Raw genomic sequence first — 13,169 nt, 5'->3', positions numbered from 1 at the left:
TTAACTCGGATGCAAGCATTAATTACTACATATACTGATTAAACAACTGTCCGGTTTTTTCACTTTCGGGATTAAGATCGTATGCTGCTTTTATCATCTTTTTGGCTCGGGGCATCCAGCCGCTTTCGAGAAAAAAATCAATCACTTTAAGATAATAATTTTCAACACCCTGCTTTGAACCGAAAAATTTTAGCAACTGTTCAATATCTATCTCCAATGTGGCTTTTACATAATGCTCATTTTCAAGCAGATAGGACAAGACAATCACGTCATCTTTAAATTTTTTCAAAAAAGGCAGCATGGCCTCTTTGCCGGCATTAAAGAAAAAATGTATTTTTTCAATATAATCGGCAAGCGATGTTTTGATCTGGTGATAATCCTCGGAATCTGTTTGATAAAACTCCACCATATACTTTAACTCCCGGGCAATGGTGGCTTTGTGAAAAAGAACACCGATGTTGTTAATCACTTTAAATTCCACGGAATCGGGATTATAACGGCCGAACTGTCGGGGTTTACCTTTCATAAATGAAGACCGTTTGTAAATAAGACGCAGTTGTTCCTTGGCGTCAAATAAAATGTCGCTCAACTGCTTGAGATGATCAAAGGTTATATTCTGATAGTCGGAACCCTCAAAAGACTGATAGATTTCCTCAAAAAGATTTGCAGCGCGAAGATAAGCAGACAACACATTCTTGATAATCCACGAACGGTTTCTCTCTACATAGGGGCTGGTCTCTTTTTTCATAATTCTTCCATGGTTTATACATGCACAACCTGTTCACCCTGCAGCACGCTTTTCGCATGCCGATGCAAAAGACGAACGCCCAGTTCCACCGACGCAATCTGGCGCATATCAATTGAATGCGCCTGGTCCCTGTTCTGTGTCAGCCAGGAATAGATCAATTCTTCCCGTTTATCTTCCCGGCGTTCCGGTTCAGCAGCCTGCCGAAAAAATGCAGCAAGTTTATGATCAAACTGTTTTTCTTCGGGTTCACCGCAAAATTCAATGACCTGATGACCCGGATTTACAGCGAAAATCTGCACCCGGTTTTTTGTTGACGGGAGCAGGATAAACCGCGGATAGCGTTCCCGGGACCGTTGAGGTCGCGTATTCAGCCTCATCTGCTGATTGATCAGCGGATGATAGAACTCGATCAATTTGCTGTTCCAGTAAAAGCGCCGACAGTTCATTGCCGGTTTCCCGAATTTCAATATCAAAAACCAAATCACGAATGCGTTGTTGTTTTTCATCAAGTATACGGGCATCCGCAAAATAAGAACAAACTCTTTGCCGCAGACATTTCGACTTTCCCACATAAATCACATTGCCGCTGCGATCCCGCATTATATAAACGCCGGGGCGGACTGAAAGATTCTGAATAAAAGCGGCATCGAAATTATAATTCGTAAAATCGGCTTTGCACTGCAAAACCGGCGTCTCCTCCGGCCGTATATCCCGGCTGTGTAAGAGGTGCCAGCAATTTTGCGTCATTTCCTGAAACAGACGGAATCGGACGTCCGGAAGGGCCTGTTCCAGCACCGAAACCCTCAAAATTCGGGCCAAATCAGAGAATGTCGTCACCGTTTGATGCGGATAAAGAAAGTTGACAATTTTCCGCAAACTCACAACAGGCTGCTGCAAAGGTACACCGATGTGATAGAGCAGCTGTCGCAACATAGAGAGCTGATTTCCAACACCGTCCATTACCAGTACGCCGCTGATCCGTTTGAACACACGTTTTAGTTGATGCGATACAGTATCCGAATCAATCTTATAGAGCTCAGGCTGAGAATCCAGACCGGCGCAGCGTATTTCCCGCACTTTTCCCCAATGTTCAACTTGATTGGGAAAAAGCATGCAGAGCGTATATCCGGTTCCGGTTTCAGATTCAGCTTGTATCTCCGAAACCCAGCATCCATCCTTTGTCCGCCGAATCCGTCCGCTTTGGACAGAACCGGCGCGACAAGGCGGTCAGCGACTGCTTGATCCTCGAGTTCCAGTCTTAGCACATTTTTCGCCAGTTCCAGTGACGAGACCGGCTGCCGGCTGTCTCTGACATATATGACAAGCGAATCGCTCATAATTTGGTCCGAATTATTCTTTATCCGTATCCGTGTCATCATCAGAATCAATATGATCCTGATTTTCATGATCTTGAGGGATCGCTCCACACCACTGCCTTGTCAGATTGCTTTTTGGGAACCGGCTGACCGGATTTGGGTTTTCCCCAGATACCGATGCCGATCACCCCGCCGAGCAACCCGAATAATGAGTTGATGACCAGAGAACTGATAAATGCAATCAGTGTAAAACTTTTGGCCAGCATTTCCGGATTGATATGATTCAGCATATTTTCAATATCCGGATCATTCGTGTAATTCTGGATCTGATAAATAATATCCTGGGAAAAGGGCTGAATCACAAGTGAGAGCAACGTGGCCAGGACAGCGCCGAACAAACCGGCCAGCAGTCCCAGCGAAGCGCCTTCCCCATCTTCAGACGGACATTCGGGACCCACCTGCCTGCGATACAAATACACCGACAGGGCGCCACCGATAAGAATACCACTGCAGCAGGCGCAGTTGATAAAATTCAACACCGGGACTCCGCTGAGAATCCCGATTGTGACTCCGCCCCAAACTGCAGGTAAAAGCTTGTCATTGTTACTTTGCATGATACACCTTTTGCTTAAAAATACACACCCAAAGATACGAGTTCATCCTCATCCATCGCATTTAGTGTAAACTGGGGCAATGCCTCTTTCATCGGAACCGTGCGGATGTTCATTCCGTGCACTCCAACCATATACCCGGATTCTCCGGCATGCAGCAGTTCAACAGCCTTGCGTCCGAAGCGTTGACCCAGATTGACATCGTAAGCATTGGGATGCAGTCCGCGCAGCGTAAAACCGACATTAGACTGGCGAACCAGACTCATCTTGACATTCATACCCCCAACCAGGATGCGCTGCAGAATCATTCCAATACCGCCCAGTTTTATATTGCCGTGCGGATCGGTTTCCGGTTTTTCGGTCAGCATGGCTTTCAACACCAGGTCATCTGCATTGTCGGATACGGCTTGTTTATACACCGGATCATTCGGATTGATATTCATGCCTTCAGAGGCAACAATATTGACATAGCCCTGTTGGTCAAATCGTTGTTTTACATCCTGAATCAATGACTGCAGCTGAAATGTCTTTTCCGGCACCAGGATAAAATCAGCGCCGCTTGCGGTACCGGAAAAAAAAGCCAGCCATCCGGCCTTGCGCCCCATCACTTCATTGATCGAGATACGCGAATGGGTTTTGGCGGACACAGACGCGCTCTTAAACGCGCGTGCTGCTGCATCAATGGCCGTATGAGCACCCAGCATCCAGTCGGTGCCGCTGATATCATTATCAATACTCTTGGGGACGGCAATCACCTGAACACCGGATTCATGCGCTCCCAAAGCCGAGAGTACCGTATCATTGCCGCCGGTTGCCATAATCGCATCCACACCGATCTTTTTCAGATTCTCCTTGATTTTATCCGCTGCCGCGCCACTGCTGGCGTTATTATACGGGGCGAATCTCGACGACCCCAGGATGGTGCTGGGAGCATCAAAAAATTCCAGCGCTTTTTGCGGTGTTAAATCCACGGCATAAGCGCTGATATCATCTGCAGCCAGTCCTTCGAATGCCTTTTGTATGCCTACAAACGTATCACCATATTGACCGGCTCCATGCAAAACGGCACGCGCCAAAGCGGAATTGATTCCGGCACAATCACCGCCGCCGGTCACAAATGCTATTTTCATTGACTCCTCCTGTCCGATTGTTGTCAGTTGATTAACTTGCTAAAAAACAACAGGCGTTAAATGTATATTTCGAAACATCCATTGAAAGATTTCCATAAATATAATAATAACAATGAAAATTGAAAACTATTTTTTTCAATTTGATGGAATAAAAAACGGGACTGTTGCTCAACAGTCCCGTCAACGTAAAATCTCCCACAAGAAGATTTCAACCTTGAGGTATGCGCATTTTCCAAAAAAAGGAGAGGCCCACCGCCTCTCCAAACCCCCGTTTCACCGATCTCCCCGTAAATTTAGCTGCATTTCTCAAAAAAATGCCAGAGTCTTTCTAGCTTACCCCCCTAAACCTTACCCCCATCCGGTTTTCATTTTAATAGTACCATTCAGGCTGTCAAAACTCTCAAAAAAATATATTTTTTATGCGTAAAAAAATGTTTATTTTAAGGTTTCGGGAATGGATGGCGGCCTGGTGGCGCCCGCGGTCTTCAAAACCGTTGTGAGGCTGTAAATCAGTCTCGGGTGGGTTCGATTCCCACACGTTCCCGCTATCTTTAACCCCAGGATTCAAATGACCGAACTGTACAAATGCCTGGCGCTGGCCGGAGCCGGTATACTCGCCGGATTTATCAATGTGATGGCCGGCGGCGGTTCTGCGTTTACAATGCCGATCCTGATTTTCGCCGGTCTGGACCCGATCACTGCGAACGGCACCAACCGGGTGGCTATTTTTCTGCAGAACGCATCCGCAATCCGGTCTTTTGTCAATGAAAAAGACTATGATTTCCGCCAGGGCTTTATCTGGTCGCTTTGGACCCTGCCCGGCGCGATCGCCGGAGCGATTATCGCTGTCCATATTGACGAAAACGTGTTCAAGACGATATTGGCCGGCGTCATTATTCTTGTCATCGCCAGCCTGTTCATTCGGGTCGATCACAATGCAACTCGCAAAAACCGACACTATGAGTGGCTAATGATTCCCGCACTCCTGGGTATTGGTTTTTACGGGGGGTTTCTCCAGGCCGGTGTGGGATTTTTATTCATGGCAGCCTACCGCAGCATTCTGAAAATGGACCTAATTCAGGTCAATATGAATAAAATCTTTATCATCCTGATCTATACCCTGCCGGCGTTAATCGTATTCATTGTATCCGGTCACGTCCACATCCTGTACGCTCTATCGCTGGCAGCAGGAACAATGACGGGCGCCTGGTGGTCAGCCAAGCTCTCCATCAAAAAAGGCGACCGGCTCATCCGCATTGTTTTGCTGGTTGCAGCCTGTATTATGGCCTTGAAACTGCTCAATATATTTTAGCGCCGCGTAACCGGACAAGACTGATTATTTTTGTTTGGTATCCGGATCAACCCGGGTATAGTCCTGTTCATTAATGGCATCAAACGAAAGCATCGTGGGGTCTCCATCATAGGTTTCCTGCCAGATATCAGCAATCTCCTGAAAATGAGCATAGACCACCCGTCTCTGACCCACCAAAGCGGCAAGCTGTTTGAATTGATCCGCTAATTTTTCATGTTTGGATTGATCAAAAATAACAGACTGCGGCACCGCCAGGGTCGCCGTGTACAGCTGTCCGGCCGGAATTTTCCCGCGATCAATATAATCCACCAGCACCTCTACATAATCCGCCACTGACGCAAACGGAAAATCACCGCTTTCCGACCAGTCCGTGTGATGTCCGCCGGGTGCAATATAGATCATACGCTTTTCAGCATCATGATTATAAAAATCTTTGCCAAACCCTTTGGGACGCCATACGCCGGAGGTCATGTCATCCTCTGAAAAATCACCGAGATGATGATTAAAATGAACCCCCATGGTTAAAATATCGGGGCTCCAGACAAACTCCTTATGCAACCAGCCTGTTTCTCCTATTCAGGCGGATAAACTGCTCCGGCTGATTCCATATGACACCCCCAACATTTTCCGTGACATGCGAGGTCACTTGCCCTGCAAGAAAGCGGACATCCGCGTAATTTTCCGGACCTTCTTCATATCCTCCGCTTTGATGGGCATCAATGCGGATGTTATATTCAGAAGCAATATAATCAATGACGTTGGTACCACCGGTTTCCGCCTGCATCTCCGGGGTTTCACAATTCAGCGCGCCTTTTAAAAACTGGTAATCGATTTGCAGGTTAAACGGTACCCCGTATTGATGTAAAAGCCGTGCAAATACCAGGAGTTTATCGCGGTATTCTAAATAATTGTCACATTGTGCATAATACAAGCCACCTTCAATGTGTCCGGTGGGAGTGACATAGACCCTTGTACTTTCTTTGGATGGTCCGGTAGAGCCGGTATCACACTGAACTGAAAGCAAGACTGCGGTCATCACAAGAAACAACAATAATGTGGTTCGAGTCATAAAACATCCTTTTCCCATAGTACAAATTTTTTCCTTACACATTCACAAAACTGGACCAAGCATCAGAAGGATATCTCTGAATCTCTAAAATTGCTCCCGTTCCGCCCTCCGGACCGAAACGGGAGCCGATTGGTATAGACTAGGCCAGCGTGTTCACACGCTGTTCATGCAGTTGCTCATATTTCTCAGTGGCCGGCATCTGTTGCATCAAATATCCGAGTTGATCAATACCCTCCAGCATACAATTTTTGGAAAAAGTATCGATGGGGAATTGCTGTGATGTGCCGTCCGGACAAACCACGGTCTGTTCTTTGAGATCAATCTTTAACTCCGGACCAATGCCGTTTTCAGCGGATTCAAACAGTTTCTTCAAAGTCACCGCATCCACTTCTACCGGAAGCAGACCGTTTTTCAACGCATTGTTTTTGAAAATATCTGCAAAACTGGTGCTGATGACCGCCCGGAATCCATAGCCGACCAATCCCCAGGGCGCATGCTCACGGCTGGAGCCGCAGCCGAAATTGTCTCCGGCCACCAGAATCCCGGTTTGTTTGGCTTGCGGTTGATTCAGAATAAAATCAGATTTGGGCGTACCATCGTTTTCGTACCGCCAATCGTAAAACACATTATCTCCCAATCCGTTTTTATCCGTGACTTTGAGGAAACGCGCCGGCATAATCTGATCCGTATCGATATCATTGGAGGGAATAACCACATATTTGCTTTTCAATTCTTTAAAGGGTTGCATAATCACCTCATCATTTCATTAATTATTTATAAAAACGTACGCACATCAGATACCGCACCGTTTACCGCACAAGCTGCAGCGGTCAGGGGGCTGGCCAGAAAGGTGCGGCCGCCTTTGCCCTGGCGTCCTTCGTAATTGCGATTGCTGGTGGATACAGCGTATTCACCAGCTGCAATCTCATCACCATTCATGGCAATACACATGCTGCAGCCGCTTTCCCGCCATTCAGCGCCGGCTTGCTTGAAAATCTGATCCAGACCTTCGGATTCCGCCTGCTGTTTGACCTGCTGTGACCCGGGCACCACCAGCACGCGCACCTGATCGGAGACCTTGCGTCCTTTCAAGATCGATGCGGCCTGACGCAGATCGGTTATACGGCCGTTGGTACAGGAACCGATAAACACAACATCGATTTTTTGTCCGAGCATCGCTTGTCCCGGTGTCAGCCCCATATAACGCAACGCTTTTTCCAGCGTGTTACGCTTGTTGCTATCCTGTGCCGCTGCCGGATCGGGGACCTGGGCGTCCACAGGCACAGCCATATCCGGGGTGGTGCCGAACGTAATCATGGGTACAAGTTCATCGGTATTCAATGCGATTTGCGCATCATATTCAGCGCCGGGATCTGAGGGCAATTGTTTCCACTGCGCCACGGCTTTATCCCAGTCTTTGCCTTGTGGCGCGTGTTTCCGGCCTTTCAAGTATTCAAAAGTTGTGTCATCCGGAGCGATCATTCCGGCGCGGGCGCCGGCTTCAATGGTCATATTACAAACCGTCATACGTCCTTCCATGTCCAGCGCACGGATGGCAGAGCCGGTGTATTCAAACACATGACCGGTGCCGCCTGCCGTGCCGATTTTGGCAATCAATGCCAGAATAATATCTTTGGCCAGCACGCCGTCAGTTAGAGACCCATCAATATTGATTTTCATGGTTTTGGATTTACTTTGCAGCAGCGTCTGGGTAGCAAGCACATGTTCCACCTCACTGGTGCCGATACCAAAGGCCAGGGCGCCGAAAGCCCCGTGCGTGGCGGTATGGCTGTCACCGCAGACAATCGTCATGCCCGGCTGGGTCAGACCCAGTTCCGGGCCGATGGTACATGCACAACCCGCGGTTCTCACTGGCCATACTTTGTAAGGGGATACCGAACTCGCCGCAGTTTTCCTGCATTTTATTAATCTGCGCCGCAGCCAGTTTATCCTGAATCGGGATATTCGGGTCTGTTGTCGGGATTGAATGATCCATGGTCCCCATGGTTTGTGAAGGTTTGCGTACTTTATTGCCTTTATCGCGCAGGCCCTGGAACGCCTGGGGCGACGTGACTTCATGAATAAGATGCATATCGATATACAGAACTCCGGGATAATTGAGTTCCTGCACCACACAGTGCTCATCCCATATTTTTTCGTACATTGTTTTTGGTTTGGACATAATCGGCCTCTTTAACTATTGAACATTTATCATCGCTTAGACATCAAATTCATTAGGATCCAGCCGGTGCAGCAGCATATCGCGCACCGCAGCGCCGCTCGGCACCATCGGAAACACCATTTCTTCCTGCAGAGTCTTGAAAAACAGTTGAGAACCGGTGTATTTTTTCTGTGTCATATCCGTTTCCGTCAGGTTACATGGGTTTCCAGAACCGCCCCGGTGTGCGCGGATGTAACATGCTGCACATAACGCGACAGCCAGCCGGTTTTGACTTTGGCTTTAAACGGCGGCAAAGCTTTGAGCCGTTTTTCAATTTCAGCATCGGACAGGTCCACCTGCAGACGCTGGCGGTTCAGATCAATATGGATCGTATCACCTTCCTGCAGTGCGGCAATGGGTCCGCGTTGCGCGGCCTCGGGACTCACATGCCCGATGCAGGCGCCGCGGGTGCCGCCGGAAAAACGTCCGTCTGTGATCAGCGCCACCTGTTTCCCCAGTCCCCGCCCCATAACCGCAGAAGTCGGTGACAGCATTTCCGGCATGCCCGGACCGCCTTTCGGGCCTTCATAACGAATGACCACCACATCGCCGGCCACCACATCGCCGTCATAGATCGCCTGAATGGCGTCATCTTCGCAGTTATAGATTCTTGCAGGACCGGAAAATTCCCACATGTCCGGATGCACAGCGCCGGTTTTAATGACGCTGCCTTCCGGCGCGAGATTGCCGTAGAGAATAGCCAGACCGCCGGTGGGCGCATAGGGGTCATCCAGGGAACGGATAACCTCACGGTCCAGGACGTTACCGTCTTTGATATTGTTTCCTAATGTCTGTCCCGTAACCGTCATACAGTCAGTCTTTAAAAGCAGCTGCTTTTGCGACAATTCATGCAAAATCGCGGAAATACCGCCGGCCCGGTCCACATCCTGAATGTGAACCGTTTTTGTGGCGGGAGACACTTTGCAGATATACGGCACCTGTTTGGCCAGTTTGTTCAGTTCGCGCAGATCAAGTTCTATGCCGGCTTCCCGTGCGATGGCAAAGGTATGCAGAACCGTGTTGGTCGAACCGCCCATGGCCAGATCCAGGCAAAACGCGTTATGAAACGCGTCCCGGGTCATAATATCACGCGGCTTGATGTCGCGTTCCACCAGTTCCATAATGCGGCCGCCCACCTGCTCGATCAGTTGATCGCGGGCCGGATCAATGGCCAGTATCGTGCCGTTGCCGGGCAGTGCGATACCCAGCGCCTCGCAGAGACAGTTCATGCTGTTGGCTGTAAACATACCGGAACAGCTGCCGCATCCCGGACATCCCGCTTTTTCAAGCTCGATCAGTTTTTCTTCGGAAAGATTCCCTGCCTTGAGTTCACCGACCCCCTCAAACACACTGATCAGATCCGCTTTGCTGCCGTCCGGCAGTTTTCCCGCTGCCATGGGACCGCCGGAGATAAAGATCGTCGGTACATTCAAACGAGCGGCTGCCATCAGCATGCCGGGCACAATCTTGTCACAGTTGGGGATGCAGACCAGCGCATCCAGCTGATGGGCATTGACCACGGTTTCCACCGAATCAGCAATCAGTTCGCGCGACGGCAGACTGTAACGCATTCCGAAATTGCCCATAGCTATCCCGTCATCAACGCCGATCGTGTTGAACTCAAACGGCACACCTCCGGCGGCACGCACCGATTTTTTAACCTTGCGACCGAATTCCTGTAAATGCACATGACCCGGAATAATGTCAATATAGGAATTGCAGCACGCCGATAAACGGCTTTTCAAAGTCTTCATCCTTTAACCCTGTAGCCCGCAGCAAACTGCGGTGCGGCGCTCTTTCAATTCCTTTTTTAACTGTATCTGACCTCATGAGATCCTCTTTTGTTTTATTCAAAGACCCAATCTGAACAACAGAAATTTATCAAATCAGGGAAATTATCGTACAGTGATAATACCTAGGATGGATAGCAGGGATAGCAGTAGAGACACAACAATCCTGTTAGAGGAATTCACAAACTCCCCGTGAATCATCATGATATGTCGTTTATCATAACAGGACATGACTGAACCTCATTCGTAAAATCAATATAACTTACGAAACCCGGTAAAAAATTCCAATAAAAAGGTGAAAAATGAGTAAAAAGTTCGCATCACATAAAATCAACGGGTACGAAAATAAAACATCAGGGGTGAAAAATATTCGCACTGTTCACCAACCATAAGAATTTAAAAAGCATAGTAGCCTGTCTAAATTCCTACAAGTTGTTTATAAACAGTCTATTCCCTTACTGAGAACAAGCAGGCATTCTTGTACATCAGAATATACTGCCATGGCATGATAATTGTATGAATTGTTGGGAGACGGCCTGAAATTGTTTTTTTGAAAAGTCATTAATCATTCAGGAGATGAATGACATGAAAAAAATTTACAGCCTGACTCTTGTCCCCTTTATACTTTTATCGATCTTGCGAATCGCAAAAGCATCATCAGCTATCTCGACGAGCTGATTGCAGATCTGACACAAAACATCAATACCGGCAAAGCCGAAATCCGCTCAAGATCAGAACTCGAAGAATGGCCGTTCTCCGAAAAAATCGATTTAGCAGAGCACTTGCATCAGAACGTAGCGGCAGATAAAGACATTTTTAATCATTTTAAACAGCGCCACCAGCAAAATAAAAATGTTGCTTATTATAAAAACGAATGGATTTATGACATGCACACCAGCGGCGGATATGCTCTGGAATATTCGGAACTGGATACATTTTATCTCTCTGTTCACAACCGAAATCACGCCATTCAATGGCCGTTTGATCCCCCGCTCGCAGATATCAAAGAGACGGGCCTTGTACTGGCAGGATCAGATTATTTCTGGTTAAAGGATACACTGGCACAGACCACATATCCTGTATATTTTATGGACGGTGAACTGCAGACAGGAGAATATGTATACAGTTTGAATTTAAAACACGGCAATAATTTTTAACGAATAGATGCTGCGGAACATCACCAGAATGCACGCGCCCGCGGCACAGAAAAGCTTCCGTGTCCGGTCTGCAATATCCGGACACGGAAAATAAAATGCTGTCATTTTACATCACTGGTCTGCAGCTTTTTCGCTGCGTTTTCAATGCTCTTGACGGTTTGATCAATCCCTGATTTTATTCCCTGCCAGGCGCCGTCACCGGCCTGTTTTAACTGTTCCAAACTTTGTTTCAAATCATAAACCTGCTTTTCCAGTTTCGTGATCTGTTTCTCCAGTTCCTGACGGCGCTTTTCATTGGCCGCGTCAAGCTGCTGTTTGAGACTATCAATCCCTGCATTCATGGACTCGATCTTTTCGTTCAGGGCTTTTTCATATTCCTCGCGCTGCTCCACCGTATAATCCTGGGTGGCCTGCAAAAATTCGCTGCCCTTTTCTTTCACATCACTCAGGCCGGTGCTTTTCTGAGCATCGGACTCACCATCGCCGCAAGCTATAAACATAACGAAAACAGCTGCAATCAACATAAAATGTTTTTTCATACCTTCCTCCACACCTATTGTTTTTAACCAACAATTTTCACCTGGCACTCGTGCTGATAAATGCCGGTGTTTTATTATTCATTCTTTGATTTCAACTCATGCTCTTGATACACCCCTGGCAAACCGATAGTATAGTGCAGAAAATCAGAATTCCCCAATGCACCATGCCCCGGGACCACAATATGCTCATCAGGATAGGCATTCCATGAGAAGCAAAGCGTGCGAATTCAACCAGATGATGCCAGGTTTCATGAACATAAACCGAATCTGTTAGCTGAACAAGCTGGATGTCAGGATTGACGAAAAACGGTTTCGGCCTGTGATCTGCAGGCTGAGCGGCAAACATCTCTATCAAAGCTCCCCAAAAAGCAATCATCAACCCGTAAATCATTCCAAATCCTCAACCGAAACACCAAACATATTCAATTAAAACATATTTTAAAACAATATACAACCCCTGTTGCATTAATACAATATAATAATAAAAATCCCTCCTGCATGCAGGAGGGATTGCTGCGATCAAAATTACTGAATTTCAATCTGCTTGCTCTTGGCTTCCTCAGCTTTGGGTAAGGTCAGCTTTAAGACGCCTTCTGTGTATTCAGCCTTGACTTTTTTGTCGTCAACTTTGCCCGGCAAGGTTACAGACCGCTGAAATGTACCATAGTAGCGTTCTTCAAAGTGAGAGTTTTCATCTTTATTCGTTTCCACTTGTCGTCTCTCGCCTTTCACAGTCAGAACATTATCCTGAATGGAGACATCAATGTCCTTTTTCTCCAGTCCGGGCAAATCCGTCATTACCGTGTAACTGTTTTTATTTTCTTTGACGTCCATCCTTGGCGTCCATACCATGGAATCCTCGGTTTCTCTCAGGAAATCATCAAAAAAACGATCAAACAGTCTCGGGTAACTGGGCCAATTGCGATTATATTTTGTCAGGTTCATAAGATCACCTCCATCTTGTTTTTTACCTCATTTACCTCATTTCACCCTGTTAAAATACAAATCGCATGCCAAATCTTTCAAATCTTCTTATAACTTTGTTTTTAATGTATTTAAAACAAACTATCAAAATACAGCTTTAACTCAAAAATCTGCCACATTTAATTCTTTATATGTCATTATGACATTTCTTTAAGCCATTTGACAGATTCGTGTCAGGTTTAGAAAGAACCAAACTTGAAGGTCAGCACTGCACTCACGCCGCTGACATCACCACGATTCAATCCCTTGAATCCGACTCCGGTCACATAGCGATAACCGGCGCCCAGGTCAG

At 47.2% G+C, this 13,169-nt stretch carries 15 protein-coding genes, 1 tRNA gene and 2 pseudogenes; 3 read left to right on the top strand and 15 right to left on the bottom strand.

Going from position 1 to position 13,169, the window contains the following annotated elements; all coding sequences use genetic code 11:
* Positions 1-25: 25 nt before the first annotated feature.
* The 6 genes from U5R06_11110 to U5R06_11085 all read right to left on the bottom strand — a co-directional run bounded on the left by U5R06_11110 (position 26) and on the right by U5R06_11085 (position 3,805).
* Positions 26-748: a hypothetical protein gene (locus U5R06_11110; protein ID MDZ7723325.1), complete on the bottom strand. Its 723-nt coding sequence runs from the start codon at positions 746-748 to the stop codon at positions 26-28.
* Positions 749-762: 14 nt separating this feature from the next.
* Positions 763-1,047 (bottom strand): hypothetical protein, encoded by a 285-nt coding sequence (locus tag U5R06_11105; GenBank protein ID MDZ7723324.1) that lies wholly within the window; start codon positions 1,045-1,047, stop codon positions 763-765.
* On the bottom strand, positions 1,007-1,825 hold the full coding sequence (locus U5R06_11100; protein MDZ7723323.1) for a nucleotide excision repair endonuclease: 819 nt from the start codon (positions 1,823-1,825) through the stop codon (positions 1,007-1,009). The genes U5R06_11105 and U5R06_11100 overlap by 41 nt, the downstream gene beginning before the upstream one ends.
* Positions 1,744-2,085, bottom strand: a complete 342-nt coding sequence (locus U5R06_11095) for a hypothetical protein (protein MDZ7723322.1) — start codon at positions 2,083-2,085, stop codon at positions 1,744-1,746. The genes U5R06_11100 and U5R06_11095 overlap by 82 nt, the downstream gene beginning before the upstream one ends.
* A gap of 65 nt (positions 2,086-2,150) precedes the next feature.
* Positions 2,151-2,678, bottom strand: coding sequence for a hypothetical protein (locus U5R06_11090; protein MDZ7723321.1), 528 nt, complete (start codon positions 2,676-2,678; stop codon positions 2,151-2,153).
* Between the two features lie 14 nt (positions 2,679-2,692).
* A complete protein-coding gene (locus tag U5R06_11085; GenBank protein MDZ7723320.1) occupies positions 2,693-3,805 on the bottom strand; it encodes a 6-phosphofructokinase in 1,113 nt (370 codons plus the stop codon).
* Between the two features lie 450 nt (positions 3,806-4,255).
* Between U5R06_11085 and U5R06_11080 the strand changes: the two genes are divergently transcribed.
* Together U5R06_11080 and U5R06_11075 are read left to right on the top strand one after the other, a co-directional pair.
* Positions 4,256-4,350, top strand: a tRNA-Sec gene (locus tag U5R06_11080).
* Between the two features lie 23 nt (positions 4,351-4,373).
* A complete protein-coding gene (locus tag U5R06_11075) occupies positions 4,374-5,117 on the top strand; it encodes a sulfite exporter TauE/SafE family protein (GenBank protein MDZ7723319.1) in 744 nt (247 codons plus the stop codon).
* Positions 5,118-5,141: 24 nt separating this feature from the next.
* On the opposite strand, the gene U5R06_11070 is transcribed toward U5R06_11075, so the two are convergent.
* The 6 genes and pseudogenes from U5R06_11070 to ilvD form a co-directional block, all read right to left on the bottom strand.
* On the bottom strand, positions 5,142-5,675 hold the full coding sequence (locus U5R06_11070; protein ID MDZ7723318.1) for a hypothetical protein: 534 nt from the start codon (positions 5,673-5,675) through the stop codon (positions 5,142-5,144).
* Complete coding sequence (locus tag U5R06_11065) at positions 5,668-6,186, bottom strand: hypothetical protein (protein MDZ7723317.1); 519 nt, start codon at positions 6,184-6,186, stop codon at positions 5,668-5,670. The genes U5R06_11070 and U5R06_11065 overlap by 8 nt, the downstream gene beginning before the upstream one ends.
* A gap of 139 nt (positions 6,187-6,325) precedes the next feature.
* Positions 6,326-6,934: a 3-isopropylmalate dehydratase small subunit gene (leuD, locus tag U5R06_11060; GenBank protein ID MDZ7723316.1), complete on the bottom strand. Its 609-nt coding sequence runs from the start codon at positions 6,932-6,934 to the stop codon at positions 6,326-6,328.
* Between the two features lie 26 nt (positions 6,935-6,960).
* Positions 6,961-8,368 (bottom strand): annotated as a pseudogene (gene leuC, locus U5R06_11055) (3-isopropylmalate dehydratase large subunit).
* A gap of 36 nt (positions 8,369-8,404) precedes the next feature.
* Complete coding sequence (locus tag U5R06_11050; GenBank protein ID MDZ7723315.1) at positions 8,405-8,545, bottom strand: hypothetical protein; 141 nt, start codon at positions 8,543-8,545, stop codon at positions 8,405-8,407.
* 11 nt (positions 8,546-8,556) lie between these two features.
* Positions 8,557-10,237 (bottom strand): annotated as a pseudogene (gene ilvD / locus U5R06_11045) (dihydroxy-acid dehydratase).
* Positions 10,238-10,979: 742 nt separating this feature from the next.
* On the opposite strand from ilvD, the gene U5R06_11040 reads away from it, so the two are divergent.
* Positions 10,980-11,354, top strand: a complete 375-nt coding sequence (locus U5R06_11040) for a hypothetical protein (GenBank protein MDZ7723314.1) — start codon at positions 10,980-10,982, stop codon at positions 11,352-11,354.
* A 101-nt stretch (positions 11,355-11,455) separates the two neighbouring features.
* On the opposite strand, the gene U5R06_11035 is transcribed toward U5R06_11040, so the two are convergent.
* From U5R06_11035 to U5R06_11025, 3 genes are all read right to left on the bottom strand, one after another.
* Positions 11,456-11,893 (bottom strand): hypothetical protein, encoded by a 438-nt coding sequence (locus tag U5R06_11035; protein ID MDZ7723313.1) that lies wholly within the window; start codon positions 11,891-11,893, stop codon positions 11,456-11,458.
* A gap of 91 nt (positions 11,894-11,984) precedes the next feature.
* On the bottom strand, positions 11,985-12,284 hold the full coding sequence (locus tag U5R06_11030; GenBank protein MDZ7723312.1) for a hypothetical protein: 300 nt from the start codon (positions 12,282-12,284) through the stop codon (positions 11,985-11,987).
* A 134-nt stretch (positions 12,285-12,418) separates the two neighbouring features.
* Complete coding sequence (locus tag U5R06_11025) at positions 12,419-12,838, bottom strand: Hsp20/alpha crystallin family protein (protein ID MDZ7723311.1); 420 nt, start codon at positions 12,836-12,838, stop codon at positions 12,419-12,421.
* Between the last annotated feature and the right edge of the window lie 331 nt (positions 12,839-13,169).

This window comes from candidate division KSB1 bacterium (assembly GCA_034521575.1).
Lineage (GTDB): Bacteria > Zhuqueibacterota > Zhuqueibacteria > Residuimicrobiales > Krinioviventaceae > JAXHMJ01.
Note: the sequence above shows the minus strand (reverse complement) of the source record. Positions and strands in the feature narration are given on the sequence as shown.